24 protein-coding genes are annotated in these 25,360 nt (G+C 66.5%); 9 read left to right on the top strand and 15 right to left on the bottom strand.

Annotated features, from left to right (window positions below; translation table 11 throughout):
* Nucleotide 1 precedes the first annotated feature (1 nt).
* Nucleotides 2-832: an LLM class F420-dependent oxidoreductase gene (locus QOD90_RS00800; RefSeq protein WP_526345695.1), complete on the bottom strand. Its 831-nt coding sequence runs from the start codon at nucleotides 830-832 to the stop codon at nucleotides 2-4.
* 328 nt (nucleotides 833-1,160) lie between these two features.
* Here QOD90_RS00800 and QOD90_RS00795 point away from each other — a divergent pair, with 328 nt between their 5' ends.
* Entirely contained in the window at nucleotides 1,161-3,134 is a 1,974-nt protein-coding gene (locus QOD90_RS00795) for an MFS transporter (RefSeq protein WP_526345693.1), read from the top strand.
* Nucleotides 3,135-3,156: 22 nt separating this feature from the next.
* Here the strand turns inward: QOD90_RS00795 and QOD90_RS00790 are convergent, their stop codons facing one another.
* The 5 genes from QOD90_RS00790 to QOD90_RS00770 form a co-directional block, all read right to left on the bottom strand.
* Nucleotides 3,157-5,415 carry an AAA family ATPase gene (locus QOD90_RS00790; protein ID WP_526345691.1) on the bottom strand — a complete coding sequence of 753 codons (2,259 nt, stop codon included), beginning with the start codon at nucleotides 5,413-5,415 and terminating at the stop codon, nucleotides 3,157-3,159.
* A gap of 133 nt (nucleotides 5,416-5,548) precedes the next feature.
* Entirely contained in the window at nucleotides 5,549-6,688 is a 1,140-nt protein-coding gene (locus QOD90_RS00785; protein WP_526345717.1) for a glycoside hydrolase 5 family protein, read from the bottom strand.
* A gap of 262 nt (nucleotides 6,689-6,950) precedes the next feature.
* Nucleotides 6,951-8,318 (bottom strand): MFS transporter, encoded by a 1,368-nt coding sequence (locus tag QOD90_RS00780; RefSeq protein ID WP_526345689.1) that lies wholly within the window; start codon nucleotides 8,316-8,318, stop codon nucleotides 6,951-6,953.
* 28 nt (nucleotides 8,319-8,346) lie between these two features.
* Nucleotides 8,347-9,804 (bottom strand): phospholipase D-like domain-containing protein, encoded by a 1,458-nt coding sequence (locus QOD90_RS00775; RefSeq protein WP_526345687.1) that lies wholly within the window; start codon nucleotides 9,802-9,804, stop codon nucleotides 8,347-8,349.
* A 6-nt stretch (nucleotides 9,805-9,810) separates the two neighbouring features.
* A complete protein-coding gene (locus tag QOD90_RS00770; RefSeq protein WP_526345685.1) occupies nucleotides 9,811-10,650 on the bottom strand; it encodes an SDR family NAD(P)-dependent oxidoreductase in 840 nt (279 codons plus the stop codon).
* 267 nt (nucleotides 10,651-10,917) lie between these two features.
* Here QOD90_RS00770 and QOD90_RS00765 point away from each other — a divergent pair, with 267 nt between their 5' ends.
* On the top strand, nucleotides 10,918-11,526 hold the full coding sequence (locus tag QOD90_RS00765) for an Rv1733c family protein (protein WP_526345683.1): 609 nt from the start codon (nucleotides 10,918-10,920) through the stop codon (nucleotides 11,524-11,526).
* 16 nt (nucleotides 11,527-11,542) lie between these two features.
* Here the strand turns inward: QOD90_RS00765 and QOD90_RS00760 are convergent, their stop codons facing one another.
* Nucleotides 11,543-13,012 (bottom strand): amidase, encoded by a 1,470-nt coding sequence (locus QOD90_RS00760; protein WP_526345681.1) that lies wholly within the window; start codon nucleotides 13,010-13,012, stop codon nucleotides 11,543-11,545.
* Nucleotides 13,013-13,108: 96 nt separating this feature from the next.
* Between QOD90_RS00760 and QOD90_RS00755 the strand changes: the two genes are divergently transcribed.
* From QOD90_RS00755 to QOD90_RS00745, 3 genes are all read left to right on the top strand, one after another.
* Nucleotides 13,109-13,540: a hypothetical protein gene (locus QOD90_RS00755; RefSeq protein ID WP_526345679.1), complete on the top strand. Its 432-nt coding sequence runs from the start codon at nucleotides 13,109-13,111 to the stop codon at nucleotides 13,538-13,540.
* A 95-nt stretch (nucleotides 13,541-13,635) separates the two neighbouring features.
* Nucleotides 13,636-14,991 (top strand): H(+)/Cl(-) exchange transporter ClcA, encoded by a 1,356-nt coding sequence (locus tag QOD90_RS00750; RefSeq protein WP_526345677.1) that lies wholly within the window; start codon nucleotides 13,636-13,638, stop codon nucleotides 14,989-14,991.
* Between the two features lie 76 nt (nucleotides 14,992-15,067).
* Nucleotides 15,068-15,307, top strand: a complete 240-nt coding sequence (locus QOD90_RS00745; RefSeq protein WP_526345675.1) for a hypothetical protein — start codon at nucleotides 15,068-15,070, stop codon at nucleotides 15,305-15,307.
* Nucleotides 15,308-15,330: 23 nt separating this feature from the next.
* On the opposite strand, the gene QOD90_RS00740 is transcribed toward QOD90_RS00745, so the two are convergent.
* Nucleotides 15,331-15,816, bottom strand: a complete 486-nt coding sequence (locus tag QOD90_RS00740) for an FAS1-like dehydratase domain-containing protein (RefSeq protein ID WP_526345673.1) — start codon at nucleotides 15,814-15,816, stop codon at nucleotides 15,331-15,333.
* A gap of 137 nt (nucleotides 15,817-15,953) precedes the next feature.
* Here QOD90_RS00740 and QOD90_RS00735 point away from each other — a divergent pair, with 137 nt between their 5' ends.
* Nucleotides 15,954-16,376, top strand: coding sequence for a nitroreductase family deazaflavin-dependent oxidoreductase (locus QOD90_RS00735; protein WP_526345671.1), 423 nt, complete (start codon nucleotides 15,954-15,956; stop codon nucleotides 16,374-16,376).
* A 17-nt stretch (nucleotides 16,377-16,393) separates the two neighbouring features.
* Here QOD90_RS00735 and QOD90_RS00730 read toward each other — a convergent pair whose 3' ends face one another.
* Nucleotides 16,394-18,058, bottom strand: coding sequence for an ABC-F family ATP-binding cassette domain-containing protein (locus QOD90_RS00730; RefSeq protein ID WP_526345669.1), 1,665 nt, complete (start codon nucleotides 18,056-18,058; stop codon nucleotides 16,394-16,396).
* A 41-nt stretch (nucleotides 18,059-18,099) separates the two neighbouring features.
* Nucleotides 18,100-18,591 carry a MarR family winged helix-turn-helix transcriptional regulator gene (locus QOD90_RS00725; RefSeq protein WP_526345667.1) on the bottom strand — a complete coding sequence of 164 codons (492 nt, stop codon included), beginning with the start codon at nucleotides 18,589-18,591 and terminating at the stop codon, nucleotides 18,100-18,102.
* Nucleotides 18,592-18,678: 87 nt separating this feature from the next.
* Here QOD90_RS00725 and QOD90_RS00720 point away from each other — a divergent pair, with 87 nt between their 5' ends.
* From QOD90_RS00720 to QOD90_RS00710, 3 genes are read left to right on the top strand one after another with little or no spacing between them, the layout of a single operon-like run.
* Nucleotides 18,679-19,401, top strand: coding sequence for an NAD(P)-dependent oxidoreductase (locus QOD90_RS00720; protein WP_526345665.1), 723 nt, complete (start codon nucleotides 18,679-18,681; stop codon nucleotides 19,399-19,401).
* Nucleotides 19,402-19,422: 21 nt separating this feature from the next.
* On the top strand, nucleotides 19,423-19,992 hold the full coding sequence (locus tag QOD90_RS00715; protein WP_526345663.1) for an anthrone oxygenase family protein: 570 nt from the start codon (nucleotides 19,423-19,425) through the stop codon (nucleotides 19,990-19,992).
* A complete protein-coding gene (locus QOD90_RS00710) occupies nucleotides 19,992-20,426 on the top strand; it encodes a YciI family protein (protein ID WP_526345661.1) in 435 nt (144 codons plus the stop codon). Before QOD90_RS00715 ends, QOD90_RS00710 begins: the two co-directional genes overlap by 1 nt.
* On the opposite strand, the gene QOD90_RS00705 is transcribed toward QOD90_RS00710, so the two are convergent.
* From QOD90_RS00705 to QOD90_RS00685, 5 genes are all read right to left on the bottom strand, one after another.
* Nucleotides 20,413-20,859: an ester cyclase gene (locus QOD90_RS00705; RefSeq protein ID WP_526345659.1), complete on the bottom strand. Its 447-nt coding sequence runs from the start codon at nucleotides 20,857-20,859 to the stop codon at nucleotides 20,413-20,415. The genes QOD90_RS00710 and QOD90_RS00705 overlap by 14 nt on opposite strands.
* A 187-nt stretch (nucleotides 20,860-21,046) precedes the next feature.
* Entirely contained in the window at nucleotides 21,047-22,048 is a 1,002-nt protein-coding gene (locus QOD90_RS00700; protein WP_526345657.1) for a glycoside hydrolase family 6 protein, read from the bottom strand.
* 41 nt (nucleotides 22,049-22,089) lie between these two features.
* Complete coding sequence (locus QOD90_RS00695) at nucleotides 22,090-23,061, bottom strand: zinc-dependent alcohol dehydrogenase (RefSeq protein WP_526345655.1); 972 nt, start codon at nucleotides 23,059-23,061, stop codon at nucleotides 22,090-22,092.
* A 54-nt stretch (nucleotides 23,062-23,115) separates the two neighbouring features.
* Nucleotides 23,116-24,627, bottom strand: coding sequence for an L-arabinose isomerase (gene araA, locus QOD90_RS00690; protein WP_526345653.1), 1,512 nt, complete (start codon nucleotides 24,625-24,627; stop codon nucleotides 23,116-23,118).
* Nucleotides 24,624-25,337, bottom strand: a complete 714-nt coding sequence (locus QOD90_RS00685) for a class II aldolase/adducin family protein (protein ID WP_526345651.1) — start codon at nucleotides 25,335-25,337, stop codon at nucleotides 24,624-24,626. Before QOD90_RS00685 ends, araA begins: the two co-directional genes overlap by 4 nt.
* Nucleotides 25,338-25,360 lie beyond the last annotated feature (23 nt).

The raw sequence follows: 25,360 nt of genomic DNA, 5'->3' as shown, positions 1-25,360 counted from the left end.
GCTAACGGTGGTACTGCGCCACCTTCTCGGCGTATTCGTCGAGGATGCGCAGGGATTCGTCGCGTGGCACCGACGGCAGCAGCAGAGCGACCTGGTCGAACCCAAGGTCGTCGACGGCGCGCCAGTAGGCCGGGTCCTGGGGAGTGCCGAACATCGCCAGCGGGACGTCCTGGCCTGCACCATCTCGGAGCTGATCGATGCGCTTGCTCAGGTGCTCCGCCGGGAACGGGTTGGAGATCCAGCCGGCGCCGTGTCGGACGACCCGTTTCACGGTGGCGTCGGAGTCGCCACCGATGTAGATGGGCGGATGCGGCTTCTGGACCGGCTTGGGCCGAGCGTATGAGGATTCGAAGTCGACGTGCTTGCCGTGGTACTCGGCGGGTTCGGTAGTCCATAGCGCCTTGATGGCCTCGATGCGCTCGTCCAGCAGTGCGCCACGGGTCTTCGGGTCCGTACCGTGGTCGCGCATTTCTTCGAGGTTCCAGCCGGCGCCCACGCCGAACACGAAGCGGCCGCCGGAGATCAGATCGATGCTTGCGGTCTCCTTCGCGGTGATGATCGGATCGCGCTGGATCAACAGCGCGATGCCGGTGAAGAGTTCGATCCTGGAGGTCACCGCCGCCGCCGCGGCAAGCGTGACGAAGGGGTCGAGGGTCTTGTAGTAAATGTCCGGTAGCTCGCCGCCGAGCGGGTACGCCGTCTCCCTACTGGCGGGAATGTGCGTGTGCTCGGCGATGACCAGCGACTCGAAGCCTCGCTCCTCGATCGCCGTTGCCAGCGACACCGGGTCGATACCGTCGTCGGTGACGAACGTGGAAATCCCGAATTTCATCTCAACCTCACTTGTCGACGTCACGGTTGGGAACGCTATCCAGTCAACGCTATTCCCGGATCGCGCGGTATTCAGTCGGATCACGTTGAACTGCAAGCTCTTTTGTCGTCTGGCAGTTTCCTGTCAAAATTCTGGACGCCCACCCCGGATGAGGCCGCCGCCACGAACGTTAGATAGGGTCACTATGGGTTGAGCCGGAATCGAAGGTGCTTCGGGCGCGAACAACCATTCGCGAGAACACCGTCGCTGCGGGAACAAAGTCCGCTCAGAAGAAGTTGGAGGCACACGTGCCAGCCCCGATACCGTCCGACGTCTGCGGGCGGTACTGATGCGCCAGGGCCCCCTCGCCGGGCGCTATCCCGCCGTCGCCGCCATGGTCACGCTTGCGCTTATCCCCTATCTGGCGTTGTCCGCGGCGATCGACCCCTTGGTGCCGATCATCACCGAGCAGCTGCACATGACCGAGCAGACGATGAGTTTGAGCTCGGGCCTCGGCAATGCCGCCTACGCAGTGGGCACGGTGCTCGCGGTGCAATTCGCGCAGCACCTGCCCCAGCGCAGGATGTTGCTTGCCTACGCGGTCGTGCTCGCGATCGGATCGGTCTTGGCCGCCGGGGCCCTGAACTCGGCCATGTTCATTTGCGGACACGTCCTGCAGGGGCTGACCACCAGCATGCTGTTGATCGCCGCAGCGCCGCCGCTGACGATCGGCTTCCCGAAGGACAAGCTCCGGAACACGGCCGTCATCATGAACATGTGCGTCTTCGGCGCGGTGGCACTCGGCCCGTTCATCGGAGGGGTGCAGGCCGAAGCGCACGCATGGCGACCGCTGTTCTGGATCATCGCCGCGATCGCGCTCCTCGCCCTGGTGATGGCGGCCTTGACGTTCGAAGACGCCCCGCCGGCAGATCCCGACGCCCCACGCGACCTTCCCGCCATCGGGCTCGCGGCAGTCGGCTGCGCCGCGGCGTTCATCGGTGCCTCGCAACTGACCAGTCACGGATTCGGGGATGCGGCCGTGACCGTGCCGATGTTCGGTGGGCTGGCCCTGATCGTGGCGCTGGTCGTCTACCAGTTTCGGGCCCGCCGTCCGCTCTTGACGGTCCGAACGATGCTCACCAGCTCGATCCCGGTCGCCGGTGTGGGTGTCGCGCTGTTCGCCGCTGCCGCATCGGTGGCGGCGACCGCCCTGACGGCCAACGTGTTGTTGCAGACGTACAGCCCCGTCCACGTCGGTATGTTGTACCTCCCCGAACTCGGCGGCGCCGTCGTGATGGCGGTCGTGTTCGGGATCGTCATCACCAGGCGCGCAATGCACTACCTCCCGCTCGTCGGCATGGTGCTCCTGGCAGCCGGAATCCTGGTGTTCCAGGTCGCCCTTCCCGCCAACCAGCCTCTGGTCCTCGTTGCCGCGGCGCTGACGGGACTTGCCTTGGGCGCCACCGTCGCTCCCGCGCTCTTCGTTGCGGGCTTCTCGCTGCAGTCGAACAGCTTGCAGCGGGTCTTCGCGATCATCGAACTGTTTCGGGCGGTTGCCGCATTCATGGTCGCGCCGATCCTGGCCCACTTCGCGATGACTGCATCGACCGACCTCGCCTCGGGCACCGGTGCCGCACTCTGGATCGGCTTCGGCCTCGCGGTGGGCGGCGCGGTGTTCGGGGTGGCCGTCTACGCGCTGAGCGGGGCCCGACCGCAACGACCCGACCTGGACGAGTTCCTCGACGGCGACGACCCGGCCTGGTATTCGCCGCCCCTGCTGGCCCGAGTCCGCTCCGGTCTGCCACCCCGGGCCGTCGCTCTGCCCGTCCACGCCCCGGTGATTGCCGCGTCACGTGCCGACGACTCGGCAGATCCCACGGGCTTGGTGCTCATCGCCTACGACGGCTCCGATCTTGCGGCGTGCGCGATCACCGACGCCGCGGCCCAGCTCGCGCCGCGGCGCAATGCCCTGGTCGTCTGTGTCTGGCAGCCCGTCGACGTCGGCTTCACCCCCACCGACCCGACACACTTCGACGCGGACCGAGCCACCGAGGTGCGGCGTGCGGCCGAGTCGACGGCCGCCCACGGTGCATCGCTCGCGAACGAGGCAGGCTTCTCGGCGCGGAGTGTGGCGATCGAGGCGGCGCCGACGTGGAAGGGCATCGTCACGGCCGCCGAAGAACACTCCGCCACCCTGATCGTGCTCGGACCGCACCGGCGCAACGGACTACTGGGGCACCTGCAGGGCAGCGTCGCGGCGGCTGTCGTCGCCCACTCGGCGACGCCGGTCCTCATCGTGCCCGAGTGCCAGGCCGTCAGTTAGCAATTCGCTGACGTCGCGCCTTCTACGCGGCAGCCTTGTCGGCGGGCTTGTCGGCAGTTTTGTCTGCGGGCTTGTCGGCCCCGGTCGCCGTCTTCGCCGACTTCTCCAGATTGTCGTGCGCATCCTTGAGGACCTTCTGGATCTGGTCTTGGCCGTCCTTGACGATCTTGTTGAGCTGGTCCATGCCGTCCTTGGCGATCTTGTCGAGACGGTCGGCGGCTTTCTTCGCCGCGGCGTCCGCGCGGGCCTGCGCTGTCTTCGCCGGCGTTCCGGTGTTCGTCGTGACGGTGTTCGTCGTCACCGGCGTGGCAGCTGCGGCGGGCTGGGCAGGGGTGTCGGCGGCGACAGTGGCGGCTGGGGTCGTGTCACCGACGGGCGTGATGTCGGTGTCGATATCGGTGTCGGTGTCGTTGCCCTTGGCCGCAAGGACTTTCGCGGTACTCGGAGTCGGCCCCTGCAACTGCGCCGCCGGGACCACTGCGCCGGCCGTCGCATTGACGGCGCTGGTGGTGAGTCCTGGCAGGGCGGTGAGCGCGCTCAGCGGGCTGGCCGTATTCGCCGCGCCAGGAAGGCCATTCACGCCAAGGAGATTGGCGAGGATCGCCAACGGATTGACGACGGGAGTGCTGCTGACCAGGCCCCCAGCGATCGCCTGCTGAATGCCCGCCGCCAGCTGAATCAGGAGATCGCCGGGCACCTGTCCCCAATCGATACCCGAAGGCAGCGTGCCGAACGGGGTGATCACATTCGCTTGATCGAGGCTGCGGTCATACACCGGGACGCCGTTGACGACGGTGCGCTTCACGTCGGTGTACCCGAGGTTCACCAACGTGGTCAGCGCGGGCTCCAGGGCGGTGGCGATCGGGTTGTTCAGGTTCGCACCGGTGAACAGGTTGATGACGTCGATCGGCAGCCTGATCGGTTCGAGCAGGGGCAGGGCGTTGTTGACCGGAACCGTGAGATACAGGTTCAGGGCGAGCGGACCGTTGTTCGCGAGTGCCGCGGCGAGTTGCGGATTCAGCTGACCGTCGACGACCTGGGTCAGGCTCGCGGCGGTGATACCGCGCAGGAGGTACGTCGGGAACAACAGTGCGGCAGCCGAATTGGCGAGTGACACCGGATTCGGCCAGGCCGGTACGTCGGACAGCGGATCGTATTCGACCGTGGCGTCGACCTTGATCGGGATGAGGTTTGCCGCACCGAGCACGATGCCGGTGGTGCCGACCGGAATGTTGAGCCCGGTGCCGTCGGAACTGCTGCTCACCGCGGTGTCCGGTGTCACCGTATCGATGCCGACCAGACCGGCGAGGGGGTAGCCGCGCGCGAACAGCCCGCCATTGGCGCGACCGGGATTGCGCAACAGGATCAGCGGCAGGATCGTGATACTGCCTGCCAGCGGGTCGGCGCCCACGTTGTTCGCGCCACCGGGCTGATTCGCGAGGTCCGCGACGACCTGCGAATAGGCCATTCCCGCCGCGAACGCGCCGAGTCCGAAGCCGATGACGACGGGCACCCGCACGTCGACCGCGTTGGCGTCACCGAGGATTCCGTCGACGGTGGTTATCAACCCCGCCAGCGTGGTCTTCTGAAGAAAGGTGAGGTGGTCGGTGGGGATTGCCTTGAGGACGGCGAGCGGGCTGATGCCGAGGTAGGGCGTGGCGTTGATCTCGTCGGCCACCGAGTTCGGGAAGCCGGGCACCCAACCCAGGTCGATGCCCAAGAACTTCAGCAGGCTGAACGGCGGGCCCGCGGTGATGATGTTGAGGCCGGGGGTGGCCGCTCCGGAGAGGTTGAACGGGTCGGCGAGATCGAACCCGAGCAGGTCGAGCAACGCACCCGCGTTGGTGATGCCGGCGCTGTTCAAGATCGGTCCAAGCACCGGGATGCTGCCGACGTCGACCGTGACGCCCGCCAGCAGTTGCGTCAGCGCGTTACCCAGCGCTGTGTTGATGGCGGTTTCGGGGTCGTAGCCCAGCCGCTCCAGCAGCCCCGCCAAGTTGACGTTGTTCAGCAGCGCCGATTCCAGCGCCGCCCCGAGCGACTGGAACGAGTCGTACGTCCGCCCTCCGAAGCCGAACGTCAGGTCGGGGATCGACGCCGGGTCGATTGCCCCCGGAGCGAGCGCCATGGCGGGCAGTCCGGCCGAACCGACCGTCGTTGCGGCGTTTGCCGGGGGCAAAGGCGTCCCCGCAGCAACCAGCGCCGTGACAGTTGCGGCGGCGGCCCCCAGGGTGGCGATCCGTTTGGCCGATTGGACACGACGATGCTGCTTAGATGCCATGTGAACAGTCCATTCTGCGGGGGCTCTTAGGATTGTCACAGCATCGTAACACGCAAATTCTCAATTTAAAGCGGTAGCTACGACCCTCGTAAAACCTGGTCAGGACGGTCAGTCCGGGTTAGCTATCAGCTACTCACTTGGCGCGGATCAGAGGTGTCACGCGTCGTATCGCGCGAGCCTCGCTGTCTCGATAGGGTCGCCCATCGACTCGCAGCAGATCGCTGAACCACACCTCCGGTGGCGGGCGGTCCGGGTGATCCCACGAATCCCATGGCAGATACGTCTGCGTCTTGCCCGCCACCAGGCCCCAGTTGAACGCGCCAACGTTGTGTCGCTGGGCGATCGGCAGAATGCCCTCCACGCTGCTGCCCAAAGTGCGAGCCAGGTACTCCGTGCACAGGATGGGGCGTTGCAGCGGCGCGAGTTCGGCGATCCTGGCCTCGAAGCCGGCGGGCTCGGCATACGAGTGAAAGGTGACCACGTCGGAATTGTCGAGCTGGATGTTGGCGATCGCGCTGCGGTGTCCCGGGTCTGCCCAGGCGCCCTGCCAGACGCCACTGGTCAACGGCTGAACGGGGTCGACGGTGCGCGCCCACTGGAAGACCTGCGGCAACAGCCCGGCGATCAGAACGTCCTTATCGGACCGCTCCACCGTGCGGTAGACGCTCGCGGGGTTGTCGGGTTCGTTCCACAGATCCCACCCCAGGACGCGGTCGTCGGTGCGGAACTGGCGTAGCACTGCGGTGACGTAGTCGCGCAGGACGCTGGTGTATTGCGAATCACCGAGACGCTCGGCCCCTGGGCTCTGCACCCACCCGGAGTTGTGCACGCCTGGCACCGGCGGGCGCTGCGGACCCAGCTTGGGGTGTGGGTCCCAACAGGAGTCGAAGAAGACGAACATCGGCTTGATGGAGTGTCTGGCCGCGATGGCGACGAACTGCATCAGGCGCCGCAGAAAGCCGTGCCGGTCCTGGGCCCACAGCAGGTCGTGCAGGAAGACCCGGACGGTGTTGAATCCGAGTTGTCGGGCCATGCCCAACTCGGCGTCGATGCGCCCAGGACTGTAGGTGTCCGGCTGGAACATCTCGAGCTGGTTGACGGCGTTCGACGGGATGTAGTTCACGCCGACGAGTCGGCGCTGAGCCCGGTACCAGCTGTTGGCGCGGTCGACCGACCACCGCTCCCTTCCAGCGGCGGAGGCACGCGACGTTGGGGTGAGCGCAGCGCCACCTGCCAGCATCAGCGGGACCTTCAGTGCCGTTCGACGATGCACGACGCGATCCGCGCGTTCTTCAGCGCCCTGTTCAGGGTTGCCATCCAAGCCGCAATCCTTCGAGTTGGGGATGTCATCCGTCGTCGCCGAATTCGGTCCATGCTGCGCGAAACGACGAAAGGCGTTGGCGCCCAAGGCCTCGGCGCAGCGCCGACGACGGTGTTCGAATCAGGCGTGCCGTGGATTCGTGACGCACGGCCCACGCCAGCCACCACGCTACGTGAAGCTCACCCGCAAGGCATCTCGCGTGGTGTGAGACCCATCAACGAGCGGACGGCACCGCCCACGCACTTCCCTGCTCGCGATCCAGCACCGTCATTCCCTTGTTCTTCAACGCAAACACGTAGACCAGCAGGCTCACGCCGATCACCACCGTGACGTAGCCGATGAACAAGGTGACGTGGTCGGGCTTGGACGCTTCGTACAGCGCAGGCGCGGTGCCGCCGAACACGGAGTTCGCCAGTGCGTACCCCAACCCCACGCCGAGAGCTCGAATTTCCGCGGGGAACAACTCAGCCTTCACGATCGCGTTGACCGACGTGTAGCCGGTGAGGATGACGTATCCGACGGCCAGAAGGGCGAACGCCGCGAGTGCGGACGTGGTCGTCGGCAGGTAGGTGAGCAGCACATAGGTGTACAGGACGCCACCGACGCCGAAGAAGACCAGCAGTGGCTTGCGGCCCACCTTGTCGCTGAGGAGGCCGCCCAGCGGCTGCAGCAGCATCAGGAAGATCAATCCCACCAGGTTGACCCACGTCGCCGTCAGCGCGCGGTCGGCTCCGAAGGCGTCCTTGACGATCTTCGGCGCGCCGACGCTGTAGGTATAGAACGCGATGGTGCCACCGGCCGTGATGAGGAAGACGAGCAACAGCGGACGCCAGTGCGTGGTGAACAACGCCTTCATGGATCCCGCGGACCGGTCCTCGCCCGTTCGAATGGCCTCCAGGTGTGACTCGCTGAGCGACTCGTCCATCGAGCGGCGGATCCACAGCACCACCAGGGCGGCGACACCACCGATGAAGAAGCCGATGCGCCAGCCCCAGGCGCTAAGCGCTTCCTTGTCCAGGAAGTGCAGCGCAATGAGCAGCGTGAACTGCGCGAGGACGTGGCCGCCGATCAGCGTGACGTACTGGAACGACGACAGGAAGCCGCGCCGGTTCGCGGTGGCCGCTTCCGACATGTAGGTCGCCGACGTGCCGTACTCCCCGCCCGTGGCAAAGCCCTGCACCAGCCTGGCGATGATGAGGATCACGACGGCCCAGTAGCCGAGCACCTCCCGCGTCGGCATCACCGCGACGAGGAACGAGCAGCCCGACATGACGGTGATGCTCAGCATCAGCGCGGACTTGCGGCCGCGACGGTCGGCGTATCTGCCGAAGAACCACGATCCCACCGGCCGCATCACGAAGGTGACCGCGAAGATTCCGTAGATGTAGAGCGTCGAGTTCTTGTCGCTCTTGTCGAAGAACTGCGCCTCGAAGTACATGGCGAAGACGGTGTAGACGTAGACGTCGTACCACTCGACGAGATTTCCCGCCGAGCCCTTCATGGTGTTGAGCACCGCCCGCCGGGTAGTGGTGGGAGCAAGCGTCGGACCGGATTGGCTTGACGGCGTAGCCGATTCACTCATCCAGCGACGATAACGGAACGGTCAGCGGTCAGTCGGCGAATCCGTCAAGCCACCGCTGCACGCTTCGGGACAACGATTGCGGCACGCGGTCGGGATCCATGAGGTCGTTCTCCGCCAACAGGCTGGCCTCGTCGGCGACGGTCTCAGTGGTGAACTGTTGCAGCGTCCTTCCGCGTCCCCGAAGCTCCTCGACTGCCGTCAAGAACGAACCGCACCGCTGCATCACCCGCTCGAATTCGTCGACGGGCACGCCGAGGTGTTCGCAGACCAATCGGTTGCGGATCGACACGATCGTCCGGCTGGTGTCCCGGTCGGCGGAGTTGGCGGGATCGGCTTCCACGGCGAGATCGCACTCACTGTCGAACCCCATCGAGCGGTTGTTGAGATTCGACGAGCCGATGCGCAACAACCGATCGTCGACCACGAGAACCTTCGCGTGTACGTAGATGGGCGTTCCCTCGTCGGTCACGGGCCAGTACACGCCGAGTCGATTGTGTTGGTCGGCCGACCAGAGCCTGCCCAACATCCGGTGCCGCGCACTGTCCATCGCCTGCTGTTCCAAGCGACTCTCGGAGTTACGGGGCATGACTATCACGATCTCCGGACCGTCCGCCTCCCGAAGGCGAGCGGCGAGAGCATCGACGAGCACCCGCGATGCGAGGTACTGGTTCTCGGCGTAGATCACCTCGCGCGCCGCGGCCATCGCGGCGAGGTTCAGTGCCTCCACCTCACGGATCTCGACGCCGTCATCGAGCGCGGGCATGGTGCGCGCGATACCGACGCCGACATCGCGCAGAGTGGGCGCCAACTTGCCTGGCCAGACGTCGCGAGAAGCCTCGACCGGCTCCAACGACTGACCGGTCGCGGCTCGCCACCGTTCCCTGGCGACCTCGGCGAGCGAACGGGCGGCGGCCCCGTCGACCGCGGTGGCAACCTCGTGACGGGGGCCGTAGCTCTCACCCACCGCTCGGCGGAGCCGGTTGCCATCCAAGTGGTCGGAAGTGTCCCAACGGTCGGCGGCGAAGTCGATACCTCCGCAGAAGGCGACGGCGTCGTCGATCACCACGATCTTCTGATGGTGAACGGCGCCGGTCGGGTGTGCCCCGTCGATGGCGAAGTGCATCCGTTCGCTGCTGAACAGGTTCACCACGGCCACGGGAGTTACCCCGCTCCAAAGGCTTTCGAAGGCGGGGAGCAGTCTCAGATTCGACTTCAACACGAAGACTTCGAGATTCGGGCGTTTGCGCACCAACGACCGGAGGAATGGACCCAGTTCGTTGTATCCGGGCAGGGTCTTGCCGCCCGGCTCGAAGATCGTCCTGGTGTCGAAGTCCCAGCCGATGAGGACGATGCGCTGCTGGGCACGCAACATCGCCGCCTTGGTGTGGTGAAAGTAGTCGGCGGCGTCGACGATCACGGCGAATTGGTCGGCCCGCTCCAAGCGCCAGCAGGTCTCACCGGTGATCAGCACGCGATCGTTGGGCACGTGACGTCAACCGTTGCCGGCCGCGACCCTGGCCCGCTCGTTCATCGACGCGATCACACCGCCATCGTTGAGGATGTCGGTGCCGGTGAGGTAGCCCGCCTTGGCGCTGACGCAGAAGGTCAGCAGGTCTGCCATCTCCTCCGGCTTGCCCCATCGCGGGACCGCAAAGTCGGCGACCATCGCACCCGCACCGGCACTCTCCTCCAGCCTGCCCATCTCGGTGTCGACGGAACCCGGAGAGATGGAGACGACGCGCAGCCCGCGACCGTTGAACCTCTCGGCCTGCGACGTGGAGTACCACCGGACGAAGCTCTTGCTCACTGCATACGCCAGACCGGAGCGAGACTCTTCGGGAGCGATGCTGCAGGCTGCCATCATCTCCGTCATGAACCGGGCTTCGTCGTGCAGTGCGAGCGGGAAATGACTTGTCGGAATGATGCTTTCGGGCAACATATGGGCCGCCATGGACGCCACGTTGACGATGGCGGAGCCCTCCCCGGCGACGGCGTAGAAGGCCTCGTTGACGTTGACAGTGCCGATGGCGTTGGTTCTCATGACGTAGTCGGGGTCACCCATGCTGGGGCTCACCCCCGCGGTGTGGATGACCGCCGAGACGGTGCCGAGCGCCGCTGCCTCCTCCAGCAGTGCCACCACCGCAGCTCGGTTGGTGACGTCGCAGTTGATGGGTGTGGCGGACAAGCCCATGTCATTGAGCGTCTTCGCCGCGGCGCCGAGTCGGTCCTGCCGCACATCGCAGAGGACGACGGCGCGCTCACCGCCAATGGCCTTGGCGGTGGCCAGACCCATCCCCCCGGCGCCACCCGTTATCACCGTCACTTGCGTCATGCCTGGACCTTATACGGCGGCGGCCGACAGCTCTGGGCGAACGCACAGAGCGGCGGTCATTCGGCGAAGTGTTTGCTGGACAGCACCTTCGACGCTGACCGATGACCCCGATCACACTGCAGCGACAGGTCGCTCGGCAGCCGATACGACGCGAGAGCTGTGATATCGATCGCCATCACGCTGCACAACTTGAAGTCCAGGTGCCCCCGCTGTCACCATGAGAGAGGTGTTGAAGAGTAACGCCAAGCCCCGACTCGGACCGTGCCGATGAGCCTCCAAACGTTTGCCCTGCGGTGCCGCTGGTATCTCCGCGCACTGGATCGCAACCCGCTCGTACGGGCCAGCGATCGGCTCGAAGCGCTAGCCGTCCTGGCCCTGCTCGGCATGACCCTTCTTGCCATCCCGTTCGCGGTGGGGGTGAGCCACCAGACCTACGACTCGACCATCCGCATCGTCGAGGAGGAGGCGCAGAGTCGCCACTCGGTTCAGGCCGCAGTCGTCGAGGGAAGCACCGGTCCGCTGACCGATCTCGACACTCCCCAGTACGTACGCGTTCAGTGGCGCGACGGCACGCAGCAGCGCATCGAGAACGTCGTCAGCCCCGACCCCGGCCTCGTGAAAGCGGGCGCGCACCTGACCATCTGGCTCGATTCCACGGGGAAGGTCGTCACGGCACCGCTGACGCCTTCTGATGCCTCGGTGAATGCGGCCAGCGTCGGATGGACCGTTTGGGTGCTGGCCGTGGTGTTCAACGGCTTGACGGGTCTTGGCATCCGGCACTGTCTAGACCGGTCCCGCGCCCGGACGTGGGATCGTGCTCTGCAATGGCTGGCCCACCAGGACGATGGCTGGGCGAACCGGCGGCGGCCTCGATGACGGCCTCTGAGGGCCGCTAGACCGGGGCGACACGGTCGGCCCACCGAACTGCCTGCTCGAGTTGCGCGGCCAATCGGATGAGCAGCGCCTCGCCCGCCAGCGGCGCGACGAACTGGACGCCGAGTGGCAAACCGTCCGCCGTCCAGTGCAGCGGCAACGAAATCGCCGGTCGGCCAGTGAGATTGGCCAACTGCGTGTATGGCACCCAGCCGAGGTTCTTGTCGACCATGTCGTCGACGATCTTGGTGTAGCGCAGCAGACTCGCGGTGCGGGTTTTGAGCAGCGCGTCCGATGCCCGCTGCAGCGTTACCGGGAGGTCGAACTCACCGATCTTCGGCGGTGGCGTCGCCAACGTGGGCGTCAGCAGAAGGTCATACGACTCGAAGAAGGTCGTCAGCCTGCGGGTGTGCTCGTGTCGCCGCTGGACCGCGGCCAGGTAGTCGACACCGCTGGTCGCCCGCCCTAGCGCGGCGATGATCAACGTGTCGCGCTCGAACGAGTCATCGCCGGCACCTGTCAGCCGCTTGGCCTCGGCGAGCTCCCAGGCGGCGTACACGAACCAGGTGAGCAGGAAGTCGCGGGCCAGTTCGGCGTCGTCGTACGGGGCCTGGGGCAACTCCTCGACGTGGTGGCCGAGTTCGGTGAGCGCACGGACGGTCGCCTCCACGGCCGCGAACGCCTCGCGATGCGGCACCGGATTGATCGCCGACGGCACCCTCACGCCGATGCGGAGTTTCCCAGGGTCCTCTCCGACGCAGGAGACGAACGACGACGCGGGCAGCCCCGGCACGAAGGGCCCAAAGGGCTCACCCCCGCTGATGACGTCCAGCATCGCGGCGGTGTCGCGCACCGTCCGCGAGACGACGCCCTGTACGGCGGCGCCGTGCATCGACTCACCGGTCGCCGGACCCGAGGGTGTCAGGCCGCGGCCGGACTTCAGGCCGACCAGCCCGCAACACGCGGCGGGGATGCGGATCGAACCGCCCCCGTCGTTGGCGCCGGCGCACGGCACGATCCCCGCGGCGACCGCCGCCGCCGATCCGCCCGAGGACCCGCCAGGCGTCCGCTCCGGATTCCAGGGATTGCGCGCCGGACCCCACGCGACGGGCTCGGTGATCCCCTTCGCCCCGAACTCGGGGGTGTTGGTCTTGCCGAAGATGACCAGCCCGGCGTCGATCCAGCGTTGGACGATCGTCGCGTGCTCCGAGACCGGTGTCGACTTCAATGCTCGCGAGCCCGCCGACGTCGGCAGCCCCGCAAAGTCCTGCGCGAGGTCCTTGATCAGGAACGGGACGCCGGCGAACGGGCCATCGAGGTGGTCCGACGGAGCGGCAGGGACGTCGCGCACGATTGCGTTGATGCGCGGGTTGACCGCGGCCGCCCGCTCCCGTGCCAGCGTCAGCAGCTCGGCCGCGGACACCTGCCGATCGACGACGAGCTTCGCCAGCCCCGTGGCATCGTAGGACCGGTACTCCTCGAAGTTCATTGTCTGACTGTAGGTCCCGCGGGGGCCTTCCCCAGCGGCGCGTCGGCCCCGACGGTGTCCGCGTCACATTCCGGTGGCCTACGTCGTCCTAGCTTCATGAAGTCGACATTTCATCGTGCCCTGTTGGGTCTCCTCGCGTTCACCGGCGTCGTGGTCGGCGGGTGGGCGTACGCCGCGCCACGTCACTGGTACGACACGTTTCCTGGCATGGGCTTGAGCTGGCTGCCTCAACTGGGCCCCTACAACGAACACTTCGTCAAGGACGTCGGCGCCATGTACCTGGCATTGGCGTTGCTCAGTGTGTTCGCGGCCATCCACCTCACCAACACCACGCTGCTTCGGGTGACTGCCGCAGCGTGGACGGTGTTCAACCTGTTGCACTTCATCTTTCACATGCAGATGTTGCACATGTACGACACTCGCGACCAGATCCTCAACGCCGTCGCACTGAGTGCGATCCTGGTGGCTTCGGTCGTCCTGTTCGTCCCCGTGCGCGCTGCGGGACACGGCGTTCGCCCGGCTCGATGATCGGCGCATTGCCCTGACGTGTTCGGCTCATTGGGGGCGCCGATCTGCCAGACTGGCCGCACCCACTGCCGAGCTGGCGAGGAGAACGGTTGCCCGTGACGCACCACGACGGGCCGTCGGATGACTCCTCACCCGGATCGGTGTTGGTATGCGCGGTCGCGATCGTTGCCGGCGTCGTCATCGGCTTCGTCGGCGGCGCGTTTCGCTGGTGCCTGCACACCGCGGACGCGTGGCGCGTTGACCTCGTCGACTGGGCGCACCGGCTGCCGGGTCCCGGCTGGCTCGTCCCCGTCGTCGCCGTCGCGGCGGGTGCGACACTCGCCGCTCTGATCGTGCGGTGGGTGCCGCTCGCCGCGGGAAGCGGCATCCAGCACGTCGAAGCGGTGTTCAGGGGCTCCGTGGCTCCGCCGCCGCTTCTGCTGCTTCCCGCGAAGTTCATCGGCGGGGTGCTGGCGATCGGATCGGGTTTGGTCTTGGGTCGCGAGGGCCCGACCGTTCACATGGGTGCGGTTATCGGAGCCGAAGCGGCGCGCCGCGCTCACCTCCGCGACTCCGACGTCAGGTTGATGCAGACGGCCGTGGGCGGCGCCGGCCTTGCCGTCGCGTTCAACGCGCCGATCGGGGGCGTGCTCTTCACCCTCGAGGAGGCAACGAAGTCGTTCCGCATTCGCACCGTTCTGGCGACGGTGCTCGCTGCCGCCACAGCCGTCGGTTGCTCGCGGCTGCTCCTTGGGAACCACCCCGACTTCGTCATTGCGGCGCTGCCGGCTCCGTCGGTTGCCCTGCTGCCGCTGTTCGTCCTCTTCGGACTGCTGACCGGGTGCCTCGGCGCCGTCTACAACCGCTTGGTGCTGGGCTTCCTCGACGTCGTCGGGGCGGTGCGCCGTGTCCCTAAAGTCTTGAAGGCGACCATGATCGGCGCCACGATCGGGCTCTTGACATTCATCGACCCGCTCGCAGTGGGTGGCGGCGACACCCTGACTCAACTGATCCTCGGCGGCAGCAACATCGTGCTCCCTGCGGCGATCGGATATCTCGTCGTGCGCCTCGTCGCCGGCCCGCTGTCGTATTCGGCGGCCGTCCCTGGTGGGCTGTTCGCCCCGCTTCTGGCGATCGGCGCCCTGTGGGGGGTGTTGTTCGTCGGCGGAGTCAACGCCCTGTGGCCCGCGGGCGCGGCGACGTTGACGGTTCCGATGGCGATCGTCGGGATGGGGGCGTTCTTCGGAGCGACGGTCCGGGCGCCGGTGACGGGCATCGTCATCGTCATCGAGATGACGGCCACGACGTCGGTGGCGGTGCCGATGATGGCGGCCACGGCGGCTGCCGTGCTGGCCGCCGAACTCCTCAGATCTCGACCCATCTACGACAGCCTCGGGGACCGGATGCCCATCGAAATCGCTGCGGTAAGGGATGATCCGGCCGACGGGGACAGGGACGGCCCCGCTACCTAGTCACTCGCGGCCAGACAGCCAAGAAATCTTCGGCTGATTGACAGCGACCAACAAGGCTGACCTGTCACCGTGAGCCATGGCCTCCACACCGCGCCGGGAACCGTCCCCTGCCCGGTCGGGTCCGCGACTCGTCCTGCTACCTCTGGCGGTGCTCGCCGGAACGGTGATGGGCTTCACCACGCTCGGCGCCCATCAAGATGCCGTGCGGTCGCCCGCCTCGGCACACTCGGCAGGTGTCTCCGCGCCGCGGCATGCCTATGACGTTCGCCCTGCCATCAAGGCCATCGACTCACTCGCGCGGCGCATCCACCTTTGACACTGCGGTCGGGGAGTTGGCGGTCAGGGAGTCGTTGTCGCGGAACCGCTTTCGAATCCCCGTTCTGGCGCGCTGCGCCCCGCGAGGATGGTGAAGTCCTCCTGGACCAGTTCGCCGTCCTGGTTGGTGATCCAGCTCTTGATGGTGAGCACGTCCGCCCCGAAGGCTTGCCGAAGCGAGTCGATGCGAATGCGGCAGTAGAGCGTGTCACCGGCCTTGATCGGACGGAGGATCTTCAGGCCCTGTTCGGCTTGGATGAGCTTCTCGTCCAGGATCGCAATGTTGGCATGTTCGAAGAACGCCATCTGCGCCCGATAACCGAAGACCGAGATGAAGGTCAGCGGAGCCAGAATTGCGTCGTGGCCCAGGGCTAGGGCGGCGGCGTCGTCGGAGTAGGCAGGATCCTGATTCTTCACCGCCACCGCGTACTGACGGACCTCTTCCCGACTGACCACGTAGGAGTCGGGATGCAGGTAGGTCAGACCGACGATGTCCGGTGACAGAGCCATGATCAAACAACCTAGCTGCCGCGAGAGTGCAACCACGCAGGTAACCACTCGACATTCCTCCGCGTCACGTCACTCTCGGGTCTGGTCAGCCGCCGACGAGCAGGAATAACGGTGACGCCTGCCCTGTTGCCGCCCACATGACTGAGCATGTCGAAAAGAGCCCGACCGAGTGGGTACGCGAGCAGACCGAACGCATTCTGGAGCAGGGCACCACCGACGGGGTCGAGGTTCTCGACCGCCCGATCGTCCTGTTCACGACCACGGGCGTGAAGTCGGGCAAGAAGCGATATGTGCCGCTGATGCGGGTCGAGTCGGACGGCCGCTACGCCATGGTCGCCTCCAAGGGCGGTGACCCCAAGCACCCGTCGTGGTACTTCAACGTAAAGGCCAATCCGGCGGTCACGGTGCAGGATGGCGACAAGACGTCGACCGGGACCGCACGCGAGATCGATGGAGCCGAACGCGAACAGTGGTGGCGGCTGGCCGTGGAGGCCTATCCCCCGTACGCCGAGTATCAGACCAAGACCGATCGCTTGATCCCGGTCTTCGTCGTGGAGTGACCGACCAGGCTCATCGTCTACAGCTCGGCGACCCGCCCGTCGGCGACTAGCCACGTGCGGTCCAACCGGACGTTCTGCAGCATCCGTCGGTCGTGCGTCACCAGCAACAACGCCCCGTCATAAGTCTCGAGCGCCTCTTCTAGCTGCTCGATGGCGGCGAGGTCGAGATGGTTCGTCGGCTCGTCGAGAACCAGCACGTTGACGCCTCGCGCCTGAAGCAGAGCGAGGCCGGCGCGCGTGCGCTCCCCTGGCGAGAGGTCGTCGACCTCTCGTTCCACGTGGTCGGCGCGCAGCCCGAACTTGGCAAGCAGGGTGCGCACGTCGGCGGTCGTCCACGACGGCACACACTGCTCGAAGCGATCGACCAGACGCCCTGGGCCGGTGAAATCGGCGCGCGCCTGGTCGATCTCGCCGATGGCGACGTTGGCACCCAAACTGGCGCGCCCCTCGTCTGGCCGCTGACCACCGAGCAGGAGCCGCAACAACGTCGACTTTCCAGCCCCGTTGGGGCCGGTGATGCCGATCCGCTCACCGGCATCGACCTGTAACGACACCGGGCCAAGGACGAATTCGCCTTGGCGCACAACGGCGTTGTCGAGGGTCGCCACCACGGCACTCGACCGTGGCGCGGCGCCGATGGTGAACTCGAGAGTCCATTCCTTGCGCGGTTCGGCGACCTCTTCGAGGCGGGCGATCCGGCTTTCCATCTGGCGCACCTTCTGCGCCTGCTTCTCGCTGGACTCGGAGGCCGCCCGGCGCCGGATCTTGTCGTTGTCAGGAGCCTTGCGCATCGCGTTGCGGACACCTTGGCTCGACCATTCCCGTTGCGTGCGTGCACGCGCCACCAGATCGGCCTTCTTCTCGGCGAACTCGTCGTACTGTTCACGCTTGTGTCGGCGCCCGACCTCACGCTCTTCCAGATAGCTTTCATAGCCGCCGCCGAAGACGGTGGTGGCGTTCTGGGCCAGGTCCAGTTCGAGGACGCGAGTTACGCTGCGGGCCAGAAACTCTCGATCGTGGCTGACGAGCACCACGCCACCGCGAAGATCGCGGACGAAGTGCTCGAGGCGGGCGAGCCCGTCGAGGTCGAGGTCGTTGGTCGGCTCGTCGAGCAGGACGACGTCGAACCGCGACAGCATCAGCGCCGCCAGTCCGACCCGCGCCGCCTGCCCACCCGACAGGGCGGTCATCGGGGTCGACTCCGGCCGCACGGCATCGGAATCGAGCCCCAGGTCGGCCAGCACCGCTGGCAACCGCTCGTCGAGGTCCGCTGCACCGGTGGCGAGCCAATGATCCAGCGCTGCGGAGTAGGCAACGGCCGGGTCCTCGTTCGCGGCACTCTGATCGGGCTCTGCCAACGCCGCGGCCGCCGCGTCCATGGCCTGCGTCGCGTCGGTGCACCCCGTCCGGCGCGCGATGTAAGCGGCGACGGTTTCGCCGGGTATCCGCTCGTGCTCCTGCGGCAGCCACCCGATGAACGCGTCGGGTGGCGCGACGCTGACGGCACCACCGAGCGGTTCGAGATCCCCGGCCAAGATCCGCAGCAGCGTGCTCTTGCCCGCGCCGTTGGCGCCAACGACTCCGATGACGTCGCCAGGTGCCACGGTCACGTCGAGGCCCTCGAAAAGGGTGCGATGGGCGAAGCCGCCAGCCAGATTCTTCGCGACAAGCGTGGCCGTCATGGGTTCATCGTTGCACTATCGCGTCGCCAGCTTGCTGGGACTCAACGGGTGACGGCGCCGCCGAGGAGGCCGGGATGGACACCGGGAATGAGTCCGGCGCCGGCGGCGACGCGCTGCAACAGACCACGCAGAACGTCGCGCTCGACCGTCGACAGGGGTGCGGTCACTTCGTCTTCCAAGGCGCGGGCCGATTGGTCCAACTCGGGCAGCAGCCGGCGAGCCTTGTCGGTGAGAGTGACGGCGAACGCTCGACGGTCGTCCGGATGAGTCTTTCGCTTAGCCATACCCTCGGCTTCCAGCGTGTCGACGATGCCCACCATCGCGTTGCGGTGAATGCCGAGCCCTGCGCACAACTCGCGCTGTGACTGACCGTCTCGGGTGGCAAGTGCCATCAGAACCGCATAGGTGTGTGGTTCGGTGCCGACGTCGCGCATCCTGGCCTGGAAGGCGTCGGCGATGAGTGAACCCAACTGTGACAACAGGAACGGGATGCGCTCGTCGAGTGCGGCGATGCCGGCGGGGTCCTGCTTCATGGACCGACTCTAGCATTCCTGATGATAGTCACGTACGGTGACAATCATAGTATGTGATGAAAATCAATCCGACCAAAGGTGTGCAACATGCGTTTAGCGATCTTCGGCGCCAATGGCCAGACCGGCCGCCTGGCGACCGCACTGGCTCTCGAGGCCGGCCACGACGTGGTAGCGGTGACTCGGCGGCCACGCGACTTTCCCTTGGCCGCAGCACGATTGACGGTCAGCGGAGCTGACGTCCGTGATGCTGCCTCGGTCCTGCCGGTCGTGGACGGAGTCGATGCCGTGGTGTCGACACTCGGCGTCACCTTCACGAGGGAGCCGGTCGATACCTATTCGGTCGGGACGAAGAACATCGTGACTGCCATGCGCGCAGCTGGCAAGAGCCGCCTGGTGGTAGTGAGTTCTACGGCCGCGCATCCGGTTCACCGCGAACACATCCCCATCTCCCTGCGATTGATCGAGCCGATCCTCACCCGAACCATCGGCAAGACGGTCTACGAGGACATTCGCCGCATGGAGACCGCCGTGCGCGGCACCGGCCTCGACTGGACCATCGTCCGGCCCTCCGGCCTGTTCGACCTAGCGGCACCCACCGACTACCTCCGAGGCGAAATCGCTCCGGTCGGCGCCTTCACCGCGCGCATCGATCTGGCCGAGTACCTGGTTTCGCTGGCGGCCGATACCGCCACCGCGCGGCGCACCGTCGTCATCTCGACCATCGAGCAGACGCCGAGCCTGTGGCAGATGATCCGCCGCGAGGCCGCACCCAGTGACAACGCCGACGCGCAGTCGGCAGCGGCGTCCTGAACCGGCCAGGGTGACATGCCCATGACGATCACGATCCGCCGCCGAGCGGCCCGGTCATCACCGCTGCTCATGACCGCGACCTACGCGGCAGTGCTGTTCAGTGGGCTGTTCGCCGGCTTCCTTCTCACCGTCCTCGTACTGGAGGTCAGCCTGCGCGGCACCTCCGCGGCGGTCTACACCCAGGTCCGGCACGTCGAACTCGATCATCTCGGCGCGTTGGCTAGTACGCTGCTGGCCCCAGCCATCCTTGCTGCTGCCGTACTCACCCAAGGGCTGCTACGTCGGCGGGATGGTGGACGCTGGCTTGCCGCAGCCGCGGTGCTCCTGCTGCTGGTGGCGCTTGCGGTCAGCGTGTCGATCAACGTTCCCATCAACACCGACCAACAGAGGTGGACCGTGCTCGCGCCGCCAGCGAATTGGGCGGGCATGCGTGACCGATGGCAGCTTGCCCACGCAGCGCGGACCGCCGTCGCGACATTGGCGTTCGTTCTGCTGGCCGCGGTACCGCTGCGATGGGCGCGCATCCCGTTCGCGGCAACCGCTGAGGCGAACGACGTGGAACCGCATCACTCCCAGATCGGCGTCAACTGATGACGACACCGGAGGACCTGGCGGGCGATGACATGCACGGTTCAGCAGGATCGTCGGCCCTTGGCGAGGGCCACGAAGTTCTGTACTTCGTGTACAGCGAACTCGTCGGTGACGATCCCGAGGTCATACGTGCATCACTCGCCGAACACCTCGCGTTCCTCTCAGAGCTTCACAGTGAAGGAAAGCTCGTCCTTGGAGGGCCCCTGGAAACACCGGACGGAGCGAATTCGGGGAACGGCATCTACGTGCTGCACGCCCCGTCGCTGACCGACGCCGAGCAGATCACGGCTCGAGACCCGTTGCATCAACGAGGAATCCGCGTACCTCGTGTCCATCGCTGGAACCGCAAGAGGGACTGGTCGGATCTGCCGGACCGCAAAACTCTGCGGGGCGGCGGCGGGGGTGCACGCACACCGCGGACTAGGCCGGCTTGATCAAATCCATCTGCTGCAGCACCGTGACTCCATCGTCGAGTCCAATCTCCTCGACGATCAGACCGTCGATGACCTTGAGAACCGACGTTCCGGTGAACCGCATCGTCTTGCCGGTGCCGGCCGGCAGTGCACCGATCGGCATGTCATCGAACGCTTCCCCGGTCTGGGTGCCACCGCCGACCCACTGGCCCACCACATAGTCACCTTCGGCGATCAAATCGGCGGTGGCGCCGAAGGCCAAGTTTGGGAACGCAGCCCGGAACTTGGTGGCGAACGCCCGCACCTCGCTGCGGCCACGGCACGGGGTGTGCAACGAGTACTCGAAGCGGATGTCCGGTGCAGCCAGTTCGTCGATGACATCGGGGTTGAAGGACTCGCCCCAAAACTCGGTGAACCACCGTCCGACAACCGCCTTGTTCTCCTCGATCGACATTGAATGTTCCCTCCCACGTTGATGACCGAGCGCTACCGTGTGAAGCGCTCGTAGGGAAGACGCCGACCAGCCGTCAGACGTGAGCCTGCCCGCCGAATTGGTCACGGGGAGGGAAGACCGCCCATCGCGAGCCTCGTCATGACGCCGGCGATTGCAGCGACCCACTCGATGGAGCGGTTGCGGGCGCCTACTGGCCGGCGTTGTGGGCGAGATTGAGGGCAAATTGGTTCACGAAGCGACCCGCGCCAGGATCACCGCGGCCGCAAGAGCCGTCGGATTCGCCGGGGCGTTTGACCCACAGGTAGGCGTCGACGTTCCCGCTCGCCGTCGCCGTGGTGGGCGGGGTCCCCAGCGCGCGGCCGCTGGGATTGCACCAGTACAGCGCGTCGCCGGAGGGTCCAGCTCCGTTGCGGGACGTGTCGATCACGTAGTGCGACCCGTTCGTGAGCCCCGAAATCGCGTCGCCGTAACCGATTTCCTCGTCGGTGGTGAAGAAGTTCGCCGTATTGAGGCTGAAGCCCCGCGCCTTGCCAACACCCACCTGGTTGAGCCTGGCGGCCATGTCGGTGGCGCTCACCCAGCGCGAGTGACCACCGTCGACGTAGAGGGCCGTCGCGGGATTGCGGGTCAGGGTGTCGACGGCGTAGCTCATCAGGTCGAAGCGTTCCTGGCGCTGGTCGCCGGACAGGCAATCGGCCATCGCGAGCGCATCGGGTTCGAGGATGATGGCCGCCGGCCCCGAGCCGATGGCGGCTGCAACGCCGTCGATCCAGCCACGGTAGGCGGCACCCGAGGAGAACCCACCCGCGGCGAAGCTCCCGCAGTCGCGATGCGGAATGCCGTAGAGCGCCAGGATCGGCATGGTGCCTGCGGCCTGGGCCGCACCGATGTACGCCGCGTCGACCGACGGCGTCGAGAGGTTGTCCATCCAGTACGCCTGCGGCGTGTTGGCGATGGCACTCAACTCGGGATTCGGCGGATCGGCACTGTTCGCGGCGCGCATCGCCGCCGAGTTGGGGTTCACGTAGAACGCCTGTCCGGCCAGCGGGTTGGCGTCGCCGACCAGGCGCACCGCCGGGGCGGGTCCGGCATGCATCGGGGTGGCAAGGCAACCGATTGCCGCGACGGCGGCAACGGTCAGAACGGGAGAGATCCACCGCGCGACGGCGCCAGCGGCTGAGAACATCACCCCGCCGAAACTAGTGCGACCACGCGGTGAGCGCCAATCACTCAACTCACCGACACGTCGACCACGACCTTGTCGCCACGACGCTCCGCAGCCGAGCCGAACGCCTTGGCCGCCTCGACGAGGCGATGGCGCTCGGTGACCAGCAGGTCCAGGTCGACACCTGCCGTCGCAAGGGCGATCGCTCGCGGATACGTGTCGTTCATCCGCCGCACCATCGCGAACGTCAGACCCTTGCGGCGCGCCAAGGCGGCCGGAAACGAGGAGCTGTCCTGCGAGGGAATGCCCGCCAACGCCACCCGGGCACCTGGCCTGCTCGCGGCGACGGCGGTCGCGATCGCGGCGTCGGTTCCGGCCACCTCCACCACCACGTCGACGCCACGGCCATCCGTCGCGTCGAGCACCGCTTCTACGGCGTGCGTCTCCGGCCACACCTCGTCGGCGCCACAGCGAAGCGCCGTCGCCCTGCGGTGCTCGAGGGGTTCGGTGGCGAACACCCGGGCGGCGCCCTGGCTACGAGCCACCTGGATCGTCAGTGCGCCGATCGGGCCTGCGCCCACCACCAGCACGTCGGACCCCGGCTGAAGATGGCTCACTCCCACGGCGTGGATGGCGACGCCCAGCGGCTCGAGCAGAGCTCCGGCGGCGTCGCTGAGTTCGTCGGGCAGCGGGTGCAGTAGGTGATCCGGCCACACCAGCTGCTCCTGCAGCGCACCGTCCAGTGTCCCGTGGCCGGCGAACTGCACAGTGGGACAGAGGTTCTGGTGACCAGCGCGGCACGTCTCGCATGACTCGCACGGAATGGCGGGGTCGACCGCGACGCGGCGCCCGGCGTACGGCCCTGTCACCGCGAGGGCAGCGAACTCGTGTCCCGGCACGACCGGACGTTCGATGCGGTTCTCGCCGATTCCACCGTCGGTGAACCAATGCAGGTCGGATCCGCAGATGCCCACCGAGGTGACGGCAAGCAGCGACCGACCTGGCGGTGGCTCGTCGGGGTCCGGTTCATTGGTCACCCGAAGGTCCCCAATGGCGTGTAGGCGGGCGACGATCATCGGATCAGGTCCGCCTCAGAGTCCCGCGGCGACGTGGTGATAGACGTCGTTCCACCTGAGTTCATGCTGGAAGCCCCGCACCGTGGTGGCGGCGTCGATGACGAGCAGCTCGGTGTCGGTCATCTCGGCGAAGTCGTCGATGGTCTCGGTGCCCACCGAGGTGGTCATCACGGTGTGGTGTGGCGCACCGGCCATCAGCCACGCCTCGGCCGACGTCGCCCAGGACGGCAACGGTTCCCAGACGGCGCAGGCGACGGGCAGGTTCGGCAGCTCGTGGGACGGCTCGACGACGCGTACCTCGTTGGCTACCAGACGGAATCGCGCACCCATGTCGCAGATCCCGAGGATGACCGCATCTGCGGGCGCCGCGGTGAAGCGCAGCCGGACGGGATCCTCGCGATTGCCGATCGAGAGTGGATGCACTTCCAGCGTCGGTGTCCCCGCTGCGATGCTGGGGCAGACCTCGAGCATGTGCGCGCCGAGAATGCGCTCGTGGCCGGGCGTCAGGTCGTAGGTGTAGTCCTCCATGAACGAGGTTCCACCCGGCAGCCCTTCGGCCATCACCTTGACGGCGCGCAGCAAGAGCGCGGTCTTCCAGTCACCCTCGCCACCGAACCCGTAACCGTCGGCCATCAGGCGCTGCACGGCCAAGCCCGGTAGTTGACGCAGTCCACCGAGGTCCTCGAAGTTGGTGGTGAAGGCGTGAAAGTCACCTTCCTGGAGGAACTTTCGAAGCCCCAGTTCGATTTGCGCACCGTGTCGCAGCGATGCGTGCCGGTCCCCACCCGGCAGTAGCTCGCGCGCGACGTCATAGGTGTGCTCGTACTCCCGGATCAGCTTGTCGACGTCGGCGGGGCGGATCCGCTCGACGACCTCCACCAGGTCGTTGACGCCGTAGGTGTTGATCGAGGCTCCGAAGTGCGCCTCGGCCTCCACCTTGTCGCCCTCGGTCACGGCGACGCCGCGCATGTTGTCACCGAATCGCGCGACCTTCAGCGTCGAGAGCTCCGCCCGGCCGAGCGCCGCCCGCACCCAAGAGCCGATGCGCCTGCGGGTGTTCGGGTCGCTGACGTGCCCGGCAATCGTCTTTCGCGAGGTCGACAGCCGCGTTTGGATGTAGCCGAACTCACGGTCGCCGTGAGCGGCCTGGTTGAGGTTCATGAAGTCCATGTCGATGCTCTGCCAGGGCAACTCGACGCCGAACTGGGTATGCAGATGCAGCAGCGGCTTGCGCAGCGTCTTGAGCCCGCGGATCCACATCTTGGCCGGCGAGAACGTGTGCATCCAGGCGATGACACCGATGCAGTCCTCAGAAGTGTTGGCCTCGCTAAGCACTCGCGCAATCTCGTCGGCGTCGGTGACGACTGGCAGCCAGCGCACCTCGACCGCAATCTCGGTGCTGCCGTCGAGCCGTGCGGCGATCTGGCGGGACTGATCGGCGACCTGATCGAGGATGTCCGGCCCGTACAGGGACTGGCTGCCCGTGATCAGCCACACCTGGCTGGTGACGAGTCGGGACGCGATCATCGTTGGTTCTCCTGAGGGGTTGAAGAGGGCTGGCCGGTTTGGCCGTAGACGTTCTGGTAGCGCTCGAACAGGGCGGCCACGTCCGCCTCGTCGATGGGCGGCGCGCTACCCAGTTGGCGGCTGATGTGCACGGTCCGCGCGACGTCCTCGACCATCACCGCGGCCTTCACTGCGTCGCGCGCGGTGCGCCCGATGGTGAACGGACCGTGATTGCGCATCAGCACCGCGGGAGAATTGCTCTCCCGCAACGTCTCCACGATGCCCCGGCCGATGGAGTCGTCTCCGATGAGGGCGAATGGTCCCACCGGGACATCACCGCCGAACTCGTCGGCCGCCATGGTGAGCACGCACGGGATCGGCTCACCCCTGGCGGCCCAGGCCGTGGCGTAGGTGGAGTGCGTGTGCACGACTCCACCCACCTCGGGCATGTGTCGGTACACATAGGCGTGTGCCGCAGTGTCGGAGGACGGGCTGAGCGCGCCGTCGACGAGGTTGCCGTCGAGATCGCACACCACCATGTCGCCCGCGGTCAGCGAATCATAGTCCGCCCCCGATGGTTTGATGACCATGAGGTCGCGATCGGGAACGCGGGCTGAGACGTTTCCTGCCGTCCAGACGACCAGTTGGTACCGGGTCAGCTGCGCGTGCAGGTCGCAGACTTCCTGCTGCAGCTTGGCGATGACCTCTTCGGTATCCGACGTGATCGTCACTGCAACGCTCCTAATGGTTCGCG

The organism is Mycobacterium sp., from assembly GCF_032161845.1.
Classification (GTDB): Bacteria; Actinomycetota; Actinomycetes; order Mycobacteriales; family Mycobacteriaceae; genus Mycobacterium.
The sequence above is the reverse complement of the archived record's forward strand: the minus strand, read 5'-3'. Positions and strand labels throughout refer to the sequence as shown.